This is a genomic window from Aquisalinus luteolus, from assembly GCF_009712425.2.
GTDB classification, from domain to species: Bacteria; Pseudomonadota; Alphaproteobacteria; order Caulobacterales; family Parvularculaceae; genus Aquisalinus; species Aquisalinus luteolus.
In genome coordinates this window covers 415994-435634 of the sequence record NZ_VCJR02000002.1, presented here as the reverse complement: position 1 = coordinate 435634, position 19641 = coordinate 415994, and the positions used below count along the sequence as shown (strand labels likewise).

The window sequence follows — 19641 nt, the reverse complement described above, 5'->3', positions numbered from 1 at the left end:
AGCAGCGATGAGCCAGCAGATGGAGGATGAGAATGCCGATCCAGACCCTCAATCCCGCGACCGGCAAGGTCGAAAAGACGTTCGATGAGTTGAGCGATGCCGATGTCGACAAGGCCATTGCGCGCTCCGTCTCCGGCTTCCATGCGATGCGAGGCCTGAGCTTTGCCGACCGCGCAACGCTGATGATGCGTGCAGCGGACATTCTCGAGGACCGGCAGGAAACCTATGGCCGCCTGCTGACGACGGAGATGGGCAAGACCTTTGCCTCCGCAAAGGCCGAAGTGAAGAAATGCGCCTGGGCCTGCCGCTTCTATGCCGAGAATGCGGAAGAATTCCTTGCCGACCGACCGATTGAAACCAAGGCACAACGCTCCTTTGCCCGGTACCTGCCGATCGGGCCGGTACTGGCCGTGATGCCGTGGAACTTCCCGCTGTGGCAGTGCTTCCGCTTTGCCGCCCCTGCCCTCATGGCGGGCAATACCGGTCTTTTGAAACATGCTTCCAATGTACCGCAATCGGCGCTCGCCATCGAAGAAGTGTTCCGCGATGCAGGTTTCCCCGAGGGCGCGTTCCAGACATTGCTGGTCGGGTCCGGCAAGGTCGAGCGCATCCTGAAAGATGACCGAGTGCGCGCAGCAACGCTGACAGGCTCGGAACCGGCAGGGCGCGCCGTTGCCGCGACCGCCGGTGATCACATCAAGAAGACGGTGCTGGAGCTTGGCGGGTCCGACCCATTCATCGTCATGCCATCGGCGGACCTCGATGCCGCGCTGGATGCCGCCGTGACAGGACGCACCCTGAACAATGGCCAGTCCTGCATTGCTGCCAAACGCTTCATCATCCATCAGGATGTCTACAGGGATTTCCGCGACGGCTTCGTAGCGAGATTCGAGGCATTGAAGGTCGGCGATCCGATGGCGGAGGATACCGATATCGGGCCCCTCGCCATGGCACAGACCCGCGACGATCTCGACAAACAGGTGACCGAGAGCATCGCCAAGGGCGCCGACTGCCTGACCGGCGGCAAGGTGATCGACGGCGACGGCTTCTTTTATCGCCCAGGCATTCTGGAAAACATCCCGGAAGGCGCCCCCGCCTTTGCCGAGGAGCTTTTCGGGCCAGTCGCAACGCTGTTTTCGGCTGCAAGCCTTTCAGAGGCAATCTCTCTCGCCAACACATCCCGCTTCGGGCTCGGCTCGGCGATCTTTACACAGGATGAGGGCGAGATAGAACAAGCGTTCAACCAGCTCGATGCCGGCGGCACGTTCGTGAACACGATCACAGCGTCCGATCCGCGCCTGCCATTCGGCGGGGTAAAGGCCTCCGGCTATGGCCGCGAGCTGGCTGAGGACGGCATCAGGGAATTCGTCAACATCAAGACCTGCTGCGTCGGCTCGTCCAGCTGATCTAGCCTGTCGTATCATCCGTTGGTATACCTGACAGGCGCGTGCCAATCTCGCTTGTCCGCAGGAATTGCTGGTAAGTGTACGGAAGGATGATAACAGACTGCGAGAATTGCAGCACGTAGGACAGGGCCGCGAAGATTTCCCCCGTGCTCTTGTCGCCTGCACTGACCAGCACCCAGACGGCGAAGGCCGTCAGCATGAAGGTCAGCAGGAACACCCCGCCGAAATTGCGCGCCTCGAGGTCTGACAGCTGTATCCGCCAACGCACGAGAGAGAAGAAATGCGTCCGGGTTGAGAGAATCTCTCTCGCGTCGAGAATATCGACCTGCCGCTCGAATTCGTCATTGAGCCCTGTATTGAGGCGATTGATCTTCCCGGCACTGACCCCGAAGATCGCCGCAATCAGCCCGGCAACGACGACCGTTCCCAGGCACAGGAGCGGCGAGATGATCGCCATCATCACGATTGACCCAAGCAACATGAAAATCGAGACGATTGCTGCTGGCAGCATGTGCTCGAAGAAATCCACGAACTCCTGAACGAACCCGACATGGGCTGCGGTCTGGGCCGTTGGCTTTTCGTTCGTGAACTGACGCTCGGCAACGTCGCCAGCGGATTCGCGATAGATGCGGCCATAGATGCGCGTGTCATAGAGACGGCGGGAAACGCCTAATGCCATCGCGATGACGGCAGCAGCGAGATAGATGACGATGCCGAGGAAACTGTCGCCGATCAGGCTGTCTATGGCGCGACCGAGCAGCCATGGCTCGATAACCGTGAACAGGTTCTCCAGCGACAGCAGGGCCAGCGTGCCGGCAATCGCCCAGCGATAGCGCTTGACGATCCCTGCATGGGACAGGCCTTCGGGCATGGCCGACTGGTCGCTCATGATGCTCCACCCTTTTCCTGATCGCAGATAACTACTCACCCACTGCACTGCAACTGCTTGCGCAAATCGCGGGCTGACCTATGCTGCGGCAGATCAATGGGAAATATACGGAACAGCGTTTCATGAATAACAATATCGGCAAGGGCGATGCGTGGTTCATCCGCGAAGTGGAAAAGAGCGGGCGTACGTCTCTGACGCCTGCAAACAACATGATCACGCTCGCCTCGCTCATCGTGCTGCTGGCGACGATCTCGACGGCTATTGGCGCGATGTCGCTGGTCATGGCCCAGCAATATGCGCTGGCGCTGGCACCCGGCGCGGTCGCCGCCTGCCTGATCGCCTTTATCGGCTGGGCGCTGACCAAGAAGACAGCCGGTTAACCTTCCCCCTTAAACTCACAAAAAACCTCACCAAAGCTTAAGGTTTATTGGAGTTTCCTGCCATTGCCCGGTTTGCATCGCAGCGCGGCCCTTGTTAGGGTCGCTGCCATTCGTGATGCTTGTCTTTCAGCTATTGTCAGGCCGGTATTGTTTGTGAAGTGAGCCCTGTTGGCTCCGAACCCTTATTTGAATGAGCGAAGCCATGAAACTGACTGAAACCCAGGCAGAAGCTGCCAAACAAACACTTGGCGCCGACCCGATCCCAGAGGATCACCCGGTTGCCGTGCAACTCTCGCAGACATTCGGCGAGCACTCTTTCTATCTCGACAATAATGGCCTTCTGGTTTTTGAACCGACCAAGGAAGATCCAGCCAAGGCTGGCCTGTTCCTGATCGCGGCCTGGACCGATGAGGACAAGAAGGAACTGGGCGGTATCCAGCCGCAGCCGACGAACATCGTTCTGGATCTGGAAAACCCGCAGGCCCCAGAGGCCCCGCAGCCAAACGGCGCTGCATAAGAAGAATTTGCCGTCAGCCCTCTAACATCAGGGTGCTGACGGTTTTCACGAGGTCGGAGGCCTGCCTGCTGATGGCGCCTCCCTCCTCCAGCCTGCCGGCGATGGCGAGCTGCGACAGGCCCTGAAGCATCGACCACAGGAATGTTTCCATCAGCGTCGGCGTATGCGGCCCGGCGGGTCCTGTCCTTCGCGAGGCCGGCGCCGCAACTGCTGCGATTTCCGCCTTCAGCGCCGCCACCCCTTCAAGCAAGTCGGCATTGGCGCCATCGGTGCGCTCCCCATCCATCATCAAGGAAAACAGTGCGCTGTTGCCCATGGCAAAGCCGATATAGGCCGCGGCAATCGCCTCGATTGCACGGGCGGCATCGGTACCCGCTGACTTGCGGGCCGTGTTCATGGTTTGCGCCAGCGCCATGTACCCGCCTGCGGCGATGGTGCTGAGCAGCGTCTTCATGTCCCCGAAATGATGCGCCGGTGCAGCGTGGGAGACCCCGGCCCGGGCCGCGCAGGCGCGCAGGGAAAAGCCGGAGGCACCCTGTTCCTGCAGCAATTCAAGCCCTGCCATCAGCAAGGCCTCCCGCAGATTGCCGTGATGATAGGATTTTTCCTCGGCCATGCGCCGTCCCCCGGATTTGTCTCTCGCAAATCATGCTAGGCGATTGCTGCAGCGCGATAAAGCGGCCTCTCACCCGAAATCGCAAAATCATGCCGCCCGGCTTGCGCTGGAGCGGAAAAGCCGGTTTATCTGGGCAAATAAAAGAAGAGAAAGGCATCCCCGATGAGCGAAGACAGCCAGACATTCCCGACCGGTGACCTGATGAAGGGCAAACGCGGCCTCGTCATGGGCGTCGCGAACAAGAACTCCATCGCCTGGGCCATTGCCCAGCAGCTGCACGCCCAGGGCGCGGAAATGGCCTTCACTTACGTTGGCGAAGGGCTGGAGCGCCGGGTGCGCCCTCTGGCCGAGAGCCTCGGCGCCGAGGTGATCATCCCCTGCGATGTTACCGATGATGCCTCCATGGACGAGGCGTTCAAGACCATCGAGGAAAAGTGGGGCAAGATCGACTTCCTCGTTCACGCCATCGCCTTTGCCGACAAGGAAGCCCTGAAAGGCTCCTTCGTCGAGAACACCACGCGCGAAGTGTTCGCCCGCGCCATGGATGTGTCGGCCTTCTCCTTCGTCGATGCCGCCAACCGCGCCTCGAAGATCATGAATTCCGGCGGTTCGATGATCACCCTGACCTATCTCGGCTCCGAACGTGTCATTCCGAACTACAACATGATGGGCGTCGCCAAGGCGGCGCTGGAAGCGGCGACCCGTTATATCGCCCGCGACCTCGGCAAGCAGGGTATCCGCGTCAACGCAATCTCCGCCGGGGCGATCAAGACACTGTCGCTGGGTGGTATCGCGGGCGCTCGCTCGCTGCTTTCCGAAGGCCGGGCGTGGGCACCGCTGCGTGAGGATACCGATCCGGCCGGTGTTGCAGGCGCCGCGCTGTACCTGTTGTCCGATCTCGGCAAGTCCTGCACCGGCGAGACGCACCATGTCGATGCCGGCTTCCATATCGTCGGCATGCCGGAAGAAGATGCCATCAAGGGCGAGGAATAGACCGGCCCTTGACTGATACAGAAGCGACAGGGCCAGAGTCCGATAGCGACAAACCGGTAGCCGAGAAAGCGAAGCGGGAGCGGGCCAACCGGCTCGACCTGCCGCCCGGCGCGAAACACTCCGTTCTCGACGACCTGCAGGGCATCCTGATCGGGGCCCTGCTCCTGTCGCTGGCGATCACCCTGTTTCGGGAAGCGACGATCCTGACCGGCGGGGTTGCCGGTGTCGCGCTGCTGATCGAATATGCGACGCCCGCGCCGTTCGAGCTCGCCTTCATCATCCTGAACCTGCCGTTTTTCGTGTTGGCCCTGCTGCGCATGGGCGTGCGCTTCACCTTCGCAACGCTGGTGACGATCATCCTCGTCTCGGGACTGACGGCAGTCATCTCACGCTATCTGGTGATCGAGGATATCAACCCCATCTTCGCCGCGCTGGCAGGCGGCGTCTTGAATGGCGTCGGGATCGTCGCCCTGTTCCGCCACCGCTCGGGGGTTGGCGGGCTGACGATCCTGTCGAGCTACATGCAGGACAGGGGCATCGCCAGGGCCGGGCATGTGCATCTGGTCACGGACCTTGTCATCGCAGCCGTCGCGCTGTTCGTCATCCCGGCGGACCGGGTCGCGCTTTCTGTGCTTGTGGCTGTGATCTTCTCTTTCGTTCTGTCGGCCAATCACCGGCCGGGCCGTTATTTCGGCTGAGCCTTGCACACCCAAGTCAGGCGAAAGCGACCTTTGGCAAGTCGTGGCCGAGGACATAGCCATAGACGGCGATGAAGTGGCAGACGCTGCCGCCCAGCACGAAGACATGGAAGATGGTGTGGGTATAGGCGCGGGATTTCCACGCATAGAAGAACGCCCCGATGGTAAAGCTGAGGCCGCCCGCGACGAGCCAGATGAACCCTGCTGTCGGCAGGTTCACCCATAATTCGTGCACGACGAAGATCGCGACCCAGCCGAGGCCGAGATAGCTGGCCAGTGAGATCCAGTCATACTTGCGCAAATCCGTCATGAAATGCCCGGCGATCTTCAGCCCGATACCGATGGCAGCAGCGACCCAGACGAACACCAGCAGCGATATGCCCGTGCGCGGCGACAGGGTCAGCAGCGCGAACGGCGTATAGCTGCCGGCAATCTTCACATAAATGGCCGAATGGTCGAGTGCCTCGAGAAAATGCTGAACCCGCGCCCTGAGTGCGCAGGAGCAGTGATAGATGGTAGACGCAAGATAAAGGACGATCACGCTGGCGGCAAAGATCGTCACGGCGGTCACCTCAAGGGCACCGCCCTGCCGTGCCGCGCGGATCGCGAGAAAAACTAGCGCCACGATGCCGAGCACGATCCCGATACCATGGCTGGCTGTGTGGAGGATTTCCTCCAGCCGCGAATGGACATCCGGTTTTCTTTTTTTCGGCAACAAGAACATGGCTACTCCGCACTTGGTATTAACTGTAACAGCCATTGAAGGCGAAATTACGGGTGACGGCTGTTTTTTGTGTGAATACGCGGTGACTATTGCGTGAGGGCAACACCGGTGCCGTCCATTTTGTTCACATGGGGAGCGAATTCGATTTAACCATGGGGCATACGAACCGTAACGCAAAATTAGAGAATTTTAGCAAAGGTGTAATCACCAAGGGCGGGAGAGTGTCGTAGGCTGCAAAGGATACGCCACATGCCTGGTTTGAAATATGACAGCCTCGCGGCGAGCGAGGCATGCCGCCGCGCTTTCGAGCGGCTCGACACGGAAATAAAGGGACGCCTCATCATCAATGAAGGCTGCTCGCATCCGTGTACCATCAGCAATACGTCACCAGGTGGCGCGAGGATTGTCCTCCACAGCCCGGAGTATGTGCCGCCGCGCTTCGACCTTGAATTCACCGAAGACGAGATCGTGATCACCTGCCGCAAGGCATGGCAGTCAGGCGCCGATGTCGGCGCCCACTTCATCTCTGCCCTGATCGTTCACCTGAACAACACTCACAGCTGACCGAATACCTGACCCCCTATACGCTTGCACAACAGAGGGCAGGTTAGAGACGCAGGAAGGCTCAGCCTTTCTGCGTCTCTATCCAGGTATTGATCTTCCGCTCCAGAACCGGCAATGGCACCGCACCATCGAGCAGGATAGCGTCGTGGAAAGTGCGGATGTCGAAATCCTCACCCAGCTCAGACTCAGCCTTTTCGCGCAATTCCTGGATCTTCAGCATGCCGAGCTTGTATGACGTCGCCTGGCCCGGCCAGACGGCATAGCGCTCGACCTCGCGGGTCACCGCCGCCTCTGTATCTCCCAGGGTCTCGACCATGTACACGATCGCCTCTTCGCGGGTCCACTGCTTGGCATGGAGGCCGGTATCGACGACGAGACGCACGGCCCGGAAAAGCTCTGACTGCAGCCGGCCGAGATCGCCGAGCGGATCGTCCTCATACATGCCCATTTCCGCCGCGACCTCTTCGGCGTAGAGGGCCCAGCCCTCGCCGAATTCCGAATAGAAGAAGGTGTTGCGGATGAGCGGGAAGTTCTCGATATCCATCTGCAGGGCGACCTGGAAGTGGTGCCCCGGTACAGCCTCGTGATAGGTCAGCGTCTTCAGGGTCTGCTTGGGCCAGTCGGCCGTATCCTTCAGGTTGATCCAGTAGATACCGGGCCGTGAGCCATCGAGTGACGGCGCGGTGTAATAACCACCCGGCGCGGAATCCTGTTCATAAACCGGGATGCGCTGGACCAGCATGTCCTGCGGCGGCAGGGTGCCGAACCAGTCAGGCGACAGCTCCATGATCGCATCAGTCTGCGCTTTCAGTTCAGCCAAAAGTTCGGCGCGGCCCTCATCCGTATTCGGATAGACCATGGAGGGGTCATCGGCGATGGCGGCAAAGCGTTCGCCGACCGGCCCTTCAGTCGAGCCCAGGCCGACGAGGATGTCATCCATCGCCGCTTCGATCCGAGCGACCTCGTCAAGGCCGAGCTGGTGAACTTCGTCAGCCGTCATGCCATTGGCACCGAAACTGTTGAGCGCATGCTGGTAGAAATCCTCACCCTGATCGATACGCCAGATGCCGGCATCATTATTGGACTGTTCGACAAGCGAGGTGACCGTTTCGGCAAGCCGTGTATATGCCGGATAGACAACGGTCTCGACCAGTTCGGTCGCTTCTGCCACGGCGCTGGTTCTCGCGTCCTCGTCCATCGTGTCGATATCGGCAAGAGCGCCTTCGAGCTTGACAACCAGCGGATGCTCAGCTGGCGGAACATCGATAAACCCGTTGGCGGTGATCGCGACTTTTTCCAGCGCAAAGATCGGCGGTACGACACCGGCATTGGCATCAGCGACGAGCGCATCGCCCACCGCCTCGAACACGATACCGAACTTGCCGAGACGGGTGATGTAATCCTGCACATCGGACGAGCTTTCCAGCGGCTGCTCGGTCAGCATCATCTGGGGGATACCGATATGCGGTCCGACAAGCTGGTTGAGTACGTATGGCCCGTTCGAGACCATCACCGACGCATTGCCGAAATCATAGGTATTGCGCTGGGCCGCCATCTCATAGGCATCCTTCAGCACGTCATAGGTGACGAGCGCGGTGCCTTCGAGGTCGGCGCGGTCGAAGCGGCGCAGCTGTTCGAGGAAACGCTCATTCATGCCGATGGCTTCCTGATTGGCAACATAGCCATACTCGCCGAACATGGCATTGTAGGCGCGCCCTGCGACGGCGGTTTCGACGCCCAGGCTGGTCGCCTGTTCGGGATTTGCCTTGAGATAACGCGAGGCATGGCGCTCCGCCATTTCGAGGAACAGCTCGGACTGCGTCTTCTCGACGACTTCCTCGGCCTGCGCCGGAGCAGGCGTCGTTTCAGCGGATGTGGTCGCGTCCTCTTCGCCGGAGCAGGCGGCAAGCGCGAGGGCGGCTGCGCCCATCATCAGCGCGAAACGGTGTGTCACTTTCTTGGCCATGATCATAGATCCCCTTCCATACTGAGCGATAAACTAGGCCAGTCGGCGGCGTGCGCCAAGGGGCACGCCGCACAAAGCATGCACCAGGGGCCAGACACCAAAAGGCGGGCAAAGAAAAACCGCCCGGCGCGAACCGGGCGGCTTCTCAATTCAGTAGAGCGTCTGGCGACTAGTCGTCGTCACGCTTGCCGCGACCACGGCGCGGACGGCGCGAGCCACCGCCGCCACCGGTGTCTTCCTCGTCTTCCATGCCCGGCACGAGTTCGCCGGTTTCCTGGTCAACGACTTTCATCGACAGCTTGACCTTGCCACGGTCGTCAAAGCCCAGAAGCTTCACATAGACCTCGTCGCCTTCCTTGACGACATCGGAGGTCTTTTCGACACGGTCTGCAGCGAGCTGCGAGATGTGGACGAGACCGTCGCGGGCGCCGAAGAAGTTGACGAAAGCACCGAAGTCCATCGTCTTGACGACCTTGCCCTTGTAGATCTCGCCGACTTCCGGTTCGTCTGTGATCGACTTGATCCACTTGATGGCAGCATCGATCTGCTCTTTCTCGGAAGAGGCGATCTTGATCAGGCCATCATCGTCGATGTTGATCTTGGCGCCAGTCTTCTCGACGATCTCGCGGATCACCTTGCCGCCGGTACCGATCACTTCACGGATCTTGTCGGTCAGGATCTGCATCGTCTCGATGCGCGGGGCGTATTCACCCAGTTCGCCACGGGACTCGCCGATCGCCTTGTTCATCTCGCCGAGAATGTGCATGCGGCCGTCTTTTGCCTGGGCAAGAGCGGTTTCCATGATTTCGCGGGTTATGCCGGCAATCTTGATGTCCATCTGCAGCGAGGTGACGCCTTCACTCGTACCGGCGACCTTGAAGTCCATGTCGCCGAGGTGATCTTCATCACCCAGAATGTCGGACAGGACGGCAAAGCGTTCGCCTTCGAGGATCAGGCCCATGGCGATACCGGCAACGGCACGCTTGATCGGCACACCGGCATCCATCATCGCCAGCGACGAACCGCAGACAGTTGCCATGGAGGACGAGCCGTTGGATTCGGTGATCTCGGAAACCAGACGCAGCGTGTAGGGGAATTCTTCCTGGGTCGGAAGAACGGCACGAAGCGCGCGCCATGCAAGCTTGCCGTGGCCGATCTCGCGACGGCCCGGGGAGCCCATGCGGCCCGTCTCGCCGACGGAGTATGGCGGGAAGTTGTAGTGTAAGAGGAAGCTTTCCTGATACGTCCCGGCCAGCGCGTCGATATACTGCATGTCCTCGCCGGTGCCGAGCGTGGCAACGACGATTGCCTGCGTTTCACCGCGGGTGAACAGGGCAGAACCGTGCGTACGCGGCAGGATGCCGACTTCGGATTCGATCTGGCGCACGGTTTTCGTGTCACGACCGTCGATGCGCTCGCCGGTATCTAGGATACCGTTGCGGACGATATCGCTTTCCAGCTCTTTCAGCAGGGAGCCGACGATCGTCTTGTCGAGGGCGTTTTCGTCTTCCTCGTTGCACAGCTCGGCATAGACCTTGTCTTTTACCGCGCCGATTTTCTCGACACGGGCCTGTTTCAGGCGCTCGCCATAGGCATCCCGCAGACCTGCCTCAGCCAGCTCGCGGATCTTGCCCATATGCCCGGAATGATCCGCAGGCGTATAATCCCACGGCTCTTTCGCGCATTTCTCGGCAAAGGAGATGATGAAGTCGACGGCTTCTTTCGCCGCATCGTGACCGGCGACAACGGCACCGAGCATGATTTCTTCCGACAGCTCTTTCGCTTCGGATTCGACCATCATCACCGCGTCGGCTGTACCGGCCATGACAAGGTCAAGCTCGGTTTCTTCCATCTCGGCAAGGGTCGGGTTGATGATGTAATCGCCATCCTTCCAAGCGACGCGGGCGGCACCGATCGGGCCCATGAACGGCAGGCCGGAAATGGTCAGCGCAGCGGAGGCGGCAATCATCGAGACGACATCCGGATCGTTTTCCAGGTCATGGCTCATCACGGTACAGACGACCTGTACCTCGTTCTTGAAGCCCGGTGCGAAGAGCGGGCGGATCGGACGGTCGATCAGGCGCGAGGTCAACGTCTCTTTCTCTGTCGGACGGCCTTCACGCTTGAAGTAACCGCCGGGAATGCGGCCGGCGGCAAAGGTTTTTTCCTGATAGTTGACGGTCAGCGGGAAGAAATCCTGTCCCGGCTTCGTCTCGCGCTTGCCGACCACGGTGGCCAGAACGCTGGTTTCGCCATAGGTCGCGAGAACCGCGCCGTCGGCCTGGCGGGCAATGCGGCCCGTCTCGAGGGTCAGCTCCTTGCCGGCCCACTCGATAGTCTTCTTCGTAATTGTAAACATGAGAGTTTCTTTCAATTCGGACGAGTGCCGGATTGCACGCGTCCTGGTGTACGAGTGGCGGGCGTCAGCACCCTTGCTGCACGCCTGGCCACATAACAAAAGCGGGCCCATGAGGCCCGCTTTCCGGTTTACCTGCTTTAGCGGCGCAGGCCAAGCCGTTCGATCAGGGACTGGTAGCGCCCCTCGTCAATGCCTTTGACATAGTCCAGCAGCCGGCGGCGCTGGGAAACCATCTTCAGAAGGCCACGGCGGGAGTGGTTGTCCTTCTTGTGGTCCTTGAAATGTTCAGTCAGGTTCTGGATCCGCTCGGTCAGGATTGCGACCTGTACTTCCGGGGAGCCGGTGTCGCCCTCTTCGCGGGCATATTCCTTGATCAGCGCAGATTTGCGCTCAGCAGTAATCGACATTGCTTTTCTCCGAGTGCCGGGAATGGAAAAACCGCCTGCCGGGGCACCGTCCAGCAAGGGTTGGCGGGTGTTAGCCGATTATTGCGGGGCCTGCAAGTGATAATGGGGCAAGGGAAAATATGGGCAGCGTCAAGGGGCACCGCCAAGGCTTGCTGCCCGACCGGCGAGACGGTTAAATCAGGAAAAACCAGAAGGTGAGGACATGATGATTACCACGATGAGCACAGTTTTCCGCAAAGCCCTTCGCAAAGTGACGATCGCAGGTGTCGCGATGGTCATGCTGGCAAGCCCTGCCGGGGCGCAGGATGTAACTATCGAACAGGTGATGATCCCCGGCCCGTCGCTGGAGGGGAACCTCGAAGGCAATGCCGCGACACGCGACATCATCGTCTACCTGCCGCCGAGTTATGAGGCGGATGAGGAGAGACGCTACCCGGTGGTCTACGCGCTTCATGGCTATTCATCCAATAACGATGCTTTCCGCGGCGATCTCGCCCGCACCGACGCGGTCGCCACTGCCTTCGCCGCTGGCGCACAGGAAATGATCGTCGTCATGCCGGATGCCCAGACCTTGCATAACGGGTCGATGTACACAGCCTCGGTCACCACCGGTGACTGGGAAAGCTATATCGCCGAGGATGTCGTCGCCTATGTCGATGAGAATTACCGCACTATCCCGGCGCGGGAAGCGCGCGGCCTCGCCGGTCATTCCATGGGCGGGTATGGCACGCTGCGCATCGGCATGAAGCGCCCGGATGTCTTCGCTGCGCTTTATGCCATGAGCCCGTGCTGTCTGGAGCCCTCGCGCGGCGTCGATCCCGCCATGCTGAAGAAACTGCGCGCGTTTGAAGACCCTGCCGATACGCTGGAGCTCGGCTTTTTCGAGCGGGCGACGCTTGCCTCCGCCGCTGCATGGTCGCCGAACCCGGAAAATCCGCCCTTCTATTTCGACCTGCCGGGCGATGAGGACGCGGTCACCGATCCGGTCGCCCGATGGACGGCCAATGCGCCGCTCGCCATGGCCGACCAGTACAGGTCAGCGCTGATGACTTATGAGGCGATCGCCATCGATATCGGTGACGAGGACTGGCTGCTGCCTGGCGCCAAGAAAATGGATGAGTGGCTGACGCTGAACGGCATCGAGCACGAGTTCGAGATCTATGAGGGCGACCACGTCAACCGGGTCTCCGAACAGTTCCGGGACAAAGTATTGCCGTTCTTCTCCGACGCACTGCGTACAGAGTAATCAGTCCAGCGGGACGTCGATCCTGACCCGGAAGCCCTGTGCATCACTCAGGGTTTCCATGGTCGCGTCAAGCTGGCTCGACAGATTGGCGATGAGTGCCCGGCCGATGCCTTTTGCCTTGCCAGGGTCAGCATTGCCGAGGCCGCAGCCATTATCGGCATAGACTATGCTCAGCTGGTCTTCGGCAGCCTTGATCTCGAGGGAGATTTCCGGCTTTTCCGTATCGGCAAAGGCGTGCTTGATAGAATTGAGCAGCATCTCGTTCAGGGCAAGGACGAGTGGCACCGCCCGATCAATCTGGAAGATGGCCCGGCCTGTACTGCGCACCTTGATCGCGATGCGGTTATCCATTGTCATCGCCTTGAGGCTGTCGGTCATGTTCTGCGACAGGAAAGAAACGATATCGATTTCGTTATGGCCGCCGGTCTGATACAGGCTGCGGTGGAAGTCCTCCAGCACCGTGATGCGCCCTGCGAGGTCGTGAATAGCGCTCTTGGCCTGCTGGTCACCCAGTGATTGCGCCTGCAGCCGCAGGAGCGCAGAGACAAGGGCAAGGTTATTCTTTACACGGTGGTTTACCTCATACAGCAGCGCATCCTTGGCGCTCAATGCTGCATCCAGCTCCCGGCGTGTCTCGAATTCCTCGGTCCGGTCAGACATGGTCAACACCGAGCCGACCTGCTTGCCGTCCTCATCGAGAATGGGACGGGCGGTGCCGACGGCATCGACCATCACACCGTCGGGGCGGCGGATCTTCCAGTGGGCATCTTCGACGGTTTCGCCTTTTGCCACCGCCCGGGCGAGGGGCAGGTCCTGCGGCGGGTGCGGCTCGTCCTCGCTGGTCAGGAGCTGGTAGGCCTCCGAATAATCATCGGGCTCGACGTCCAGGCGTTTGACGCCATGAATGCGCGCGGCTGCTGAATTGATGAAGACCAGCCGGCCATTGGCGTCAGCGACAATCACGCCTTCACCAAGCTGTTCCAGAGCAGAAATCAGGATCTTGTCATTCGACAGACCGATCCGGTCGAGCAGATCTTCGATGATTGGCATAACTCTCCCGGCTGGTGCCTTGATGGCCACCAGCTGCGACATTAGCACCGCTTACATCTGAAACAATGTCTTATGTTAATGCGCTGAGGCCCTACTCGTCCGCCCACTCCCGCTTGGCGAAATCCAGGAAGCTTTCCCAGTTGAGGTGGTTGGAGTGCCCGCCTTCCTGCTGGCGGAAGACGATAGCCCCCTCGCCGACCTCGACCTTCTCGCCCGGAAAGTCGACATCATGGATTGAACCCGCGCCATAAAGCTCCCATGCCGGGCTTGCCGCTTTCGTCGCCATGAAGATGCCGACCGGGTCGACCCAGGCATCGCCCTCTTCTGACTTGCCTGTCCCGACAAAAAGCGGACGTGGCGCGGATAGCGCAATCAGGGAGTGGGCGTCGATGGGCAGGTCATCCCAGCCGAGCGGATCCGCGGCATATTTCAGGAAATTGCCGCCCATCCAGTGGTACTCCCCGGAGGACGCGACATTTTCCAGCACCTCGCCATTGTCGCGGCGATAGAGCGAGGCCCCCGCTTCGCCGGAGGAGCCGGAAAACCCGGCGGCGAAGCGCTCGTCATAGGCCATGGTCACGAGGGCCGCCTTGCCATAGCGCGACAACCCTTCGATGGCGACGCGGGTCTCGTCGATCTCTTTCATCCCTTCGAACTCATCGAGCACCCGGCTCGCACCCCAGGCCCAGGCCCTCAGCGCGCCCCAGTCATCGGCATCGCGGGGTTGGCCCTTGTTGACGAGCCCGATGATGCCCTTGGTCAGCCCGGCCCCATTGTCTGCCTGCACGGTCGTCGGTACCAGCTCGGCATGGGCCCAGCCACGCGACAGGATGCGCTCGGTGGCTGAGGGGCTAGGCGGCTCCCACCCTGCGGGTGCCTCCCAGTTCGCCGGGAAGCGGAAGATGAAGCTGACGATGGCTGGCACAGGGCCCTCCGCCTCAGCCGGCAGGGTCAGGGTCATGTCGATATTGACCTCGATCGCCGGATACGCGCTGTTATCGACACGGCCGACATAATCGCGCACGATGGCAGGCACGCCGGCGACCGTCTCTTCACGCTCGGCGACCACTTCCCAAGTGACGGACGGCGTCACCGCCGGGGCATGGCCATAGATTTCCTCACTGAAGATACCGACCAGCTCGGGTCGGCGGGTCTCTTCCCACATTTGCGGGCCGGTTACCGGCTCTCCATTTTCGGTGATCATAAGTGGCGGCAAGTCCGGGTACGGATTGGACGTCGCCTCATCGTAATTGGCATAGTTTTCCGCTTCCGGGTCCATCCCGTTGCGCCCAGGGCGCAGCGCCTCCAGGCCGAGAAGGTCTAGCATGCGGCGATGATCCTCCTCGGCTGTCAACTCGACCGGCGCCTCATTTTGCGCCATGGCGCTGCCATTGACGGACATTGACCCAGCAACGAGGCTCAAAGCCAAAAGGAAATGCGTCTTCATCCTGCCCTCATCTGTTTTTTGGTAACGCTACCTTTCTGGCGAGGGCGCGGTCAAGCGGCAGGTGCCCCTCAGGCCAAACCCTCAATCAGCGCAATGGCGGAAAAGGCCTCGCATCGGCATTCTGTCCGATATCGATGACGATCTTGCCAATGGCATCACCTGATTTCAGGTGGTCGTGGGCCGCGCCGATTTCCTCCAGGGCGAAACGGCGGTCATCGATCAGCGGCCTGATGAACCCGCTCTCGATCATGCGCGCCAGCCGCATCAGGATGTCGCCATGGTGGTCGAGGCCCTGATCTTGAAGCATCGGGATCAACATCAGGACAACATCAAGGCGGGCATTCTTCATATGCATTGGCGCCAGCTCCGGCGACGCACCGCCGCCGACGGTCGTCACCACGCGGCCATTGACCTTGACGCCTTGCAGGGATTTTTCCAGATGCGGGCCGCCGATCGTGTCGAAGACGACATCATACCCTTCGCCGCCGGTCTCTTCTGCAATATAGTCGTCTACGGACTTTTCCTTGTAGTCTATCGCACGCTCGGCCCCAAGATCATAGGCGATGGCGGCCTTTTCCTTCGAAGAGATCGTCGTGTGCACGATAGCGCCCATGGCCCGGGCAAGCTGCACGCCGATATGGCCGACCCCGCCAGCGCCGCCATGGACGAGCACGCGTTCACCCGGCTGGACCTTGGCGCGATCCACCAGCGCTTCCCACGCGGTGATGGCGACGAGCGGCAAGGCCGCCGCCTCGCGGCAGGACAGGCTCTCCGGCTTGTGGGCGATGAGACGCGCATCGCAGACCATTCGTTCCGAATACGCCCCATCGCGGCCCTTCACGCCGCCGGCGCAGCCATAGACGGCATCGCCCGGCCTGAAGCCCTTAACGGCCTCACCGACTGCCACGATTTCACCGGCAACATCGCAACCCAGCACATGAGGCGCATCCGGCCCGACCGGCGTGGCCCCCTGGCGTATTTTCAGGTCGACCGGATTGACGCTGGAGGCCTCGACCATGATCGCGACCTCGTTCGGGCCGGGGTCGGCGTCCGGCTTGTCGAAGGCCTCGAACGGCGCCTTGCCGTCATAGGCGGCGAGCTTCATCGCTTTCATGAAGTTACTCCCAATCTAGTTTGCCATGGTTGCGTCGGGGTTCAGCTTCACCGGGCGCCCTTCACGCGCAGAGGTATAAATAGCCTCGATAATGCGGCAGTCGCGCAGGCCCATTTCGCCGGGCGTGATGATCGGTGTATCGTCGAGCACGGCACTGGCCATGTGATCCAGCTCGGCGGCAAACTGCACGCTGCTGTTGCCCGGGTTCAGTTGCTCGGCAGAGCGGCCACGGCGCAGGGTCAGCGTGTTGCCGCCATAGAAAGTCGCCGGGTCCATGGAGACACGGCCTTCCGTTCCGTACACATCAATCGTGTTGGAGTTCTCTGTGTTATAGCTTGTCGACAAGTTACCCATCGCTCCGGACGGGAAGGTCAGCAATGCCGAAACATGGTCCTCGACCTCGAGAAAGCGCGGATCGTCAGCAGGCGTTGTGATTCGGGCGGATACCTCCACCGGCTGTTCGCCAAGGAAATACTGCATGCCGTTCAGGCCATAGATGCCGTAGTCCGGCAAGGCCCCGCCGCCGGCCAGGGACCGGTCGAGCCGCCAGACATCGCTGGGGTTGGACAGGTTGGCGACGCGATGGTTCGTCGTGTTCAGCATGCGCGGCATGCCGATCTCGCCACCGCGGATCAGCTCCTTCGCCTTCATATTGTACGGTTCGAAATGGACGCGGTAGGCAACCATCAGCTTTTTGGCCGCGGCCTCTGATGCAGCGATCATCTCCTCGCATTCGGCGGGTGATGTCGCCATGCATTTCTCCACCAGCACATGCTTGCCCGCGGCAAAAGCCTTTTTCGTCCATTCCGCATGCAGGCCTGTCGGCAGGACGATATAGACGACATCGACCCGGTCATCATTGGCGATTTCGTCAAAGCGCTCATAGGAATAGATCGCGTCCTCCGGCAGGCCATAGGTGCGGGCGATGCCTGCGCCCTTTTCCGGATTGCCGGTGACGACGGCCGCAAGCCGGCAATGATCGGTGCGCATCAGCGCCGGGATCATCTGGTTCAGGGCGAACGAACCCAGCCCGACGACGGCGAAGCCGACCCTGCGCCCGTCCTTCGGGATGCTGACAGCCTCTTCCGGGAACGAAAACCCGCCGGGCAGGGGACGGCCAACGGCGCGGTCAGGCAGGACGGTACCGGCAGGCTGGACGCCGTTGGACCGGATCACCTCTGCCGCTGCCGTGCCTGCGATCAGGGGCGCGGCCATGGCGCCGCCGGCAGCGCCCTTGAGAAAGGACCGGCGGGATGGACCAGAGCCCCGGATTTCCAACGATTTGCCTGTGTTGTTGTCTGGCTTCTTGCCGCTCATCCTGTGTCTCCCGTTAGCGTTCACAGGAAGACTATAGATCGCACGACGCGCGAGACTAGCGCAAACGGATCAGGCGGATTTGCGCATCTTCGCTGCGGCACGCCTTGTGCCGAGGACACGGCGGATGGAGCGGACCATTTCGACCCGGTCGACCGGTTTGGACAGGTAACCGTCCATACCGACAGCGAACAGCCGGTTGGCGGCGCCGCTCATGGCATCGGCGGTCAGGGCGATCACAGGCAGGGCCTTGCTGGCGAGGGAGCCGGAACGAAGCCGCTTTATCGTCTCGATCCCGTCCATGACCGGCATGTGCACGTCGAGCAGCATGATATCGACCTCATCCTGCTCCAGCATGTCCAGCGCTTCGCGGCCGTTTTCAGCCTCGGTCACGATGGCGCCGGCCTCCTGCAGGAATATCTGGGCGACCTTGCGGTTGACCGCCTGGTCATCGACGACGAGGACGCGCACACCGTCGATCCGCCCTTTTGTAGACGCACCCGTTCGATCCGTCTCGGTGACGTGCTTCTGCTCCGCAGGCGCGGCAACGAAAGTAAAGACAAAGCGAGAGCCGACGCGAGGTGTCGATTCAACGGAGATATCCCCACCCATCTGTTGCGACAGGTTACGGGCGACAGTCAGGCCAAGGCCCGTACCGCCAAACCGGCGCGAGATTGACGCATCGGCCTGCGCAAACGCCTGGAACAGGCTGGCGAGCTTTTCTTCCTCGATGCCGATGCCCGTATCCGTGACGCTGACGGTGACGAAATGGCCATTGGCGCGGCCCTTCATCGGCTTGGCGAGCACCTTCACGGAGACGCCGCCCTTCTCGGTGAACTTGACCGCGTTGGATACCAGGTTTGAAACGCACTGGCGTATACGGATCGCATCGACATGCACCCATTGTGGCACATCGGGGTGAACTTTCAGGACCAGCTTCAGGCCCTTTTCGCGTGCCAGCGGCATGAACAGCTCATGGGTGCGCTGGAAGATCGTATGCAGGTTCTCGTCCGATGGGGACAGGAGCGTGCGCCCTGCCTCGATCTTTGACAGATCGAGCACATCGTTGAGAATGGCCAACAGTGTGTTGCCTGAATCCTGTATCGTATCGACCATCGCCCGCTCTTCAGACCCGAGCTGGCGGCTTTGCAGTGCCTGCGCCATGCCGAGAACACCATTGAGAGGTGTACGGATTTCATGGCTCATATTGGCAAGAAACTCTGTCTTTGCGCGACTGCCGGAGTCTGCTTCCTGGCGCGACTGGGTCAGGCTGTTGGTCGCGGCGGCCATGCCGTGATGATAGACAAGGGTCGACAAGGTGATACCCATGACGATGATGCTGAGGCCCACGAAGTTCCAGTAAAGGAAGACTTCCGGCAGGACATTGTTGTCATAGGGCGCAAGACTGTCGCGCAGGAAATAGAAGCAGCCATAGAGTACCATCACACCAGCGAGGTAGCTGAGACCGGCACGCAGGCCGATTGCCAGCACCGCGATCGGCGGCACGGCAGCGAGATAGAATGTGCCCAGCGAGAAAAAGCCACCACCGGTATAGGCGGCAAGGATCCCGGCAAAGGTAAACAGCACCAGAAACAGATGCGCCGTGGCCGTCGTGCTGCTGCCCTTGCGGCGCAGGATCAGGGGCGGGATGAAGAACAGGAATGGTGCGATCAGGATGAAGGTGCTGATGGCAGTATTGCGCTTCATGACATCCTCGAAGGCGAGGAAGTTTGAGACGTTGCCGGCGATGAGCACGCCGACAGACATGATGATCAGCAGGCGCCTGCGGGCAGCACTCAGGTGATCGTCACCCTCGACCGGTGGCCACATGAAATCTTTCAGATGACGGAATAACAAGGTCAAAGACCTCTCCCACGCACAGTTTACCACCTGAAAAAGACCCTTTTCAGTACGCGCAAGGTAATGATGAAAGATTAGAAAAAAGTAAAAT

Annotated in this window: 18 protein-coding genes; 7 read left to right on the top strand and 11 right to left on the bottom strand. The window is 60.5% G+C overall.

Going from position 1 to position 19641, the window contains the following annotated elements; genetic code table 11:
• The first annotated feature begins 32 nt into the window (after positions 1-32).
• Complete coding sequence (locus FF098_RS10590; RefSeq protein ID WP_155140282.1) at positions 33-1406, top strand: NAD-dependent succinate-semialdehyde dehydrogenase; 1374 nt, start codon at positions 33-35, stop codon at positions 1404-1406.
• A gap of 1 nt (position 1407) precedes the next feature.
• Here the strand turns inward: FF098_RS10590 and FF098_RS10585 are convergent, their stop codons facing one another.
• Positions 1408-2295 carry an ABC transporter six-transmembrane domain-containing protein gene (locus FF098_RS10585; protein WP_155140279.1) on the bottom strand — a complete coding sequence of 296 codons (888 nt, stop codon included), beginning with the start codon at positions 2293-2295 and terminating at the stop codon, positions 1408-1410.
• 122 nt (positions 2296-2417) lie between these two features.
• On the opposite strand from FF098_RS10585, the gene FF098_RS10580 reads away from it, so the two are divergent.
• Positions 2418-2675 (top strand): hypothetical protein, encoded by a 258-nt coding sequence (locus FF098_RS10580; RefSeq protein ID WP_155140278.1) that lies wholly within the window; start codon positions 2418-2420, stop codon positions 2673-2675.
• Between the two features lie 202 nt (positions 2676-2877).
• Positions 2878-3192, top strand: a complete 315-nt coding sequence (locus FF098_RS10575) for a hypothetical protein (RefSeq protein WP_155140276.1) — start codon at positions 2878-2880, stop codon at positions 3190-3192.
• Between the two features lie 13 nt (positions 3193-3205).
• Here FF098_RS10575 and FF098_RS10570 read toward each other — a convergent pair whose 3' ends face one another.
• Positions 3206-3808 carry a TetR/AcrR family transcriptional regulator gene (locus FF098_RS10570; RefSeq protein ID WP_155140274.1) on the bottom strand — a complete coding sequence of 201 codons (603 nt, stop codon included), beginning with the start codon at positions 3806-3808 and terminating at the stop codon, positions 3206-3208.
• A gap of 162 nt (positions 3809-3970) precedes the next feature.
• Between FF098_RS10570 and FF098_RS10565 the strand changes: the two genes are divergently transcribed.
• Positions 3971-4801, top strand: a complete 831-nt coding sequence (locus tag FF098_RS10565) for an enoyl-ACP reductase FabI (protein ID WP_155140273.1) — start codon at positions 3971-3973, stop codon at positions 4799-4801.
• Between the two features lie 8 nt (positions 4802-4809).
• A complete protein-coding gene (locus tag FF098_RS10560) occupies positions 4810-5499 on the top strand; it encodes a YitT family protein (RefSeq protein WP_166426479.1) in 690 nt (229 codons plus the stop codon).
• Between the two features lie 16 nt (positions 5500-5515).
• Here the strand turns inward: FF098_RS10560 and trhA are convergent, their stop codons facing one another.
• Positions 5516-6223: a PAQR family membrane homeostasis protein TrhA gene (gene trhA, locus FF098_RS10555; RefSeq protein WP_166426478.1), complete on the bottom strand. Its 708-nt coding sequence runs from the start codon at positions 6221-6223 to the stop codon at positions 5516-5518.
• Positions 6224-6472: 249 nt separating this feature from the next.
• On the opposite strand from trhA, the gene FF098_RS10550 reads away from it, so the two are divergent.
• Positions 6473-6787 (top strand): PilZ domain-containing protein, encoded by a 315-nt coding sequence (locus tag FF098_RS10550; protein WP_155140266.1) that lies wholly within the window; start codon positions 6473-6475, stop codon positions 6785-6787.
• A 61-nt stretch (positions 6788-6848) separates the two neighbouring features.
• Here FF098_RS10550 and FF098_RS10545 read toward each other — a convergent pair whose 3' ends face one another.
• From FF098_RS10545 to rpsO, 3 genes are all read right to left on the bottom strand, one after another.
• On the bottom strand, positions 6849-8753 hold the full coding sequence (locus FF098_RS10545; RefSeq protein WP_166426477.1) for a DUF885 domain-containing protein: 1905 nt from the start codon (positions 8751-8753) through the stop codon (positions 6849-6851).
• Between the two features lie 169 nt (positions 8754-8922).
• Complete coding sequence (pnp, locus tag FF098_RS10540) at positions 8923-11112, bottom strand: polyribonucleotide nucleotidyltransferase (RefSeq protein ID WP_155140261.1); 2190 nt, start codon at positions 11110-11112, stop codon at positions 8923-8925.
• 137 nt (positions 11113-11249) lie between these two features.
• A complete protein-coding gene (gene rpsO / locus FF098_RS10535) occupies positions 11250-11519 on the bottom strand; it encodes a 30S ribosomal protein S15 (protein WP_155140259.1) in 270 nt (89 codons plus the stop codon).
• Between the two features lie 202 nt (positions 11520-11721).
• On the opposite strand from rpsO, the gene FF098_RS10530 reads away from it, so the two are divergent.
• Complete coding sequence (locus tag FF098_RS10530) at positions 11722-12765, top strand: alpha/beta hydrolase (RefSeq protein ID WP_205967472.1); 1044 nt, start codon at positions 11722-11724, stop codon at positions 12763-12765.
• Here the strand turns inward: FF098_RS10530 and FF098_RS10525 are convergent, their stop codons facing one another.
• The 5 genes from FF098_RS10525 to FF098_RS10505 all read right to left on the bottom strand — a co-directional run bounded on the left by FF098_RS10525 (position 12766) and on the right by FF098_RS10505 (position 19553).
• On the bottom strand, positions 12766-13815 hold the full coding sequence (locus FF098_RS10525; RefSeq protein ID WP_166426476.1) for a sensor histidine kinase: 1050 nt from the start codon (positions 13813-13815) through the stop codon (positions 12766-12768). It lies immediately after the preceding gene.
• A 91-nt stretch (positions 13816-13906) separates the two neighbouring features.
• Positions 13907-15262 carry a glucuronyl esterase domain-containing protein gene (locus FF098_RS10520; protein WP_205967471.1) on the bottom strand — a complete coding sequence of 452 codons (1356 nt, stop codon included), beginning with the start codon at positions 15260-15262 and terminating at the stop codon, positions 13907-13909.
• Between the two features lie 85 nt (positions 15263-15347).
• Positions 15348-16376 carry a zinc-dependent alcohol dehydrogenase family protein gene (locus tag FF098_RS10515; protein WP_155140255.1) on the bottom strand — a complete coding sequence of 343 codons (1029 nt, stop codon included), beginning with the start codon at positions 16374-16376 and terminating at the stop codon, positions 15348-15350.
• 15 nt (positions 16377-16391) lie between these two features.
• Entirely contained in the window at positions 16392-17693 is a 1302-nt protein-coding gene (locus FF098_RS10510) for a Gfo/Idh/MocA family protein (protein WP_155140253.1), read from the bottom strand.
• Between the two features lie 69 nt (positions 17694-17762).
• Positions 17763-19553, bottom strand: coding sequence for an ATP-binding protein (locus tag FF098_RS10505; RefSeq protein WP_155140251.1), 1791 nt, complete (start codon positions 19551-19553; stop codon positions 17763-17765).
• Between the last annotated feature and the right edge of the window lie 88 nt (positions 19554-19641).

What these genes read in the sequence shown, in the direction of transcription:
- FF098_RS10585 (WP_155140279.1), bottom strand. Translation starts at nt 2,295, where the DNA reads ATGAGCGACCAGTCGGCCATGCCCGAAGGCCTGTCCCATGCAGGGATC.
- FF098_RS10570 (WP_155140274.1), bottom strand. Translation starts at nt 3,808, where the DNA reads ATGGCCGAGGAAAAATCCTATCATCACGGCAATCTGCGGGAGGCCTTG.
- FF098_RS10550 (WP_155140266.1), top strand. Translation starts at nt 6,473, where the DNA reads ATGCCTGGTTTGAAATATGACAGCCTCGCGGCGAGCGAGGCATGCCGC.
- FF098_RS10590 (WP_155140282.1), top strand. Translation starts at nt 33, where the DNA reads ATGCCGATCCAGACCCTCAATCCCGCGACCGGCAAGGTCGAAAAGACG.
- FF098_RS10530 (WP_205967472.1), top strand. Translation starts at nt 11,722, where the DNA reads ATGATGATTACCACGATGAGCACAGTTTTCCGCAAAGCCCTTCGCAAA.
- trhA (WP_166426478.1), bottom strand. Translation starts at nt 6,223, where the DNA reads ATGTTCTTGTTGCCGAAAAAAAGAAAACCGGATGTCCATTCGCGGCTG.
- FF098_RS10520 (WP_205967471.1), bottom strand. Translation starts at nt 15,262, where the DNA reads ATGAAGACGCATTTCCTTTTGGCTTTGAGCCTCGTTGCTGGGTCAATG.
- pnp (WP_155140261.1), bottom strand. Translation starts at nt 11,112, where the DNA reads ATGTTTACAATTACGAAGAAGACTATCGAGTGGGCCGGCAAGGAGCTG.
- FF098_RS10580 (WP_155140278.1), top strand. Translation starts at nt 2,418, where the DNA reads ATGAATAACAATATCGGCAAGGGCGATGCGTGGTTCATCCGCGAAGTG.
- rpsO (WP_155140259.1), bottom strand. Translation starts at nt 11,519, where the DNA reads ATGTCGATTACTGCTGAGCGCAAATCTGCGCTGATCAAGGAATATGCC.
- FF098_RS10515 (WP_155140255.1), bottom strand. Translation starts at nt 16,376, where the DNA reads ATGAAAGCGATGAAGCTCGCCGCCTATGACGGCAAGGCGCCGTTCGAG.
- FF098_RS10575 (WP_155140276.1), top strand. Translation starts at nt 2,878, where the DNA reads ATGAAACTGACTGAAACCCAGGCAGAAGCTGCCAAACAAACACTTGGC.
- FF098_RS10525 (WP_166426476.1), bottom strand. Translation starts at nt 13,815, where the DNA reads ATGCCAATCATCGAAGATCTGCTCGACCGGATCGGTCTGTCGAATGAC.
- FF098_RS10510 (WP_155140253.1), bottom strand. Translation starts at nt 17,693, where the DNA reads ATGAGCGGCAAGAAGCCAGACAACAACACAGGCAAATCGTTGGAAATC.
- FF098_RS10545 (WP_166426477.1), bottom strand. Translation starts at nt 8,753, where the DNA reads ATGGCCAAGAAAGTGACACACCGTTTCGCGCTGATGATGGGCGCAGCC.
- FF098_RS10565 (WP_155140273.1), top strand. Translation starts at nt 3,971, where the DNA reads ATGAGCGAAGACAGCCAGACATTCCCGACCGGTGACCTGATGAAGGGC.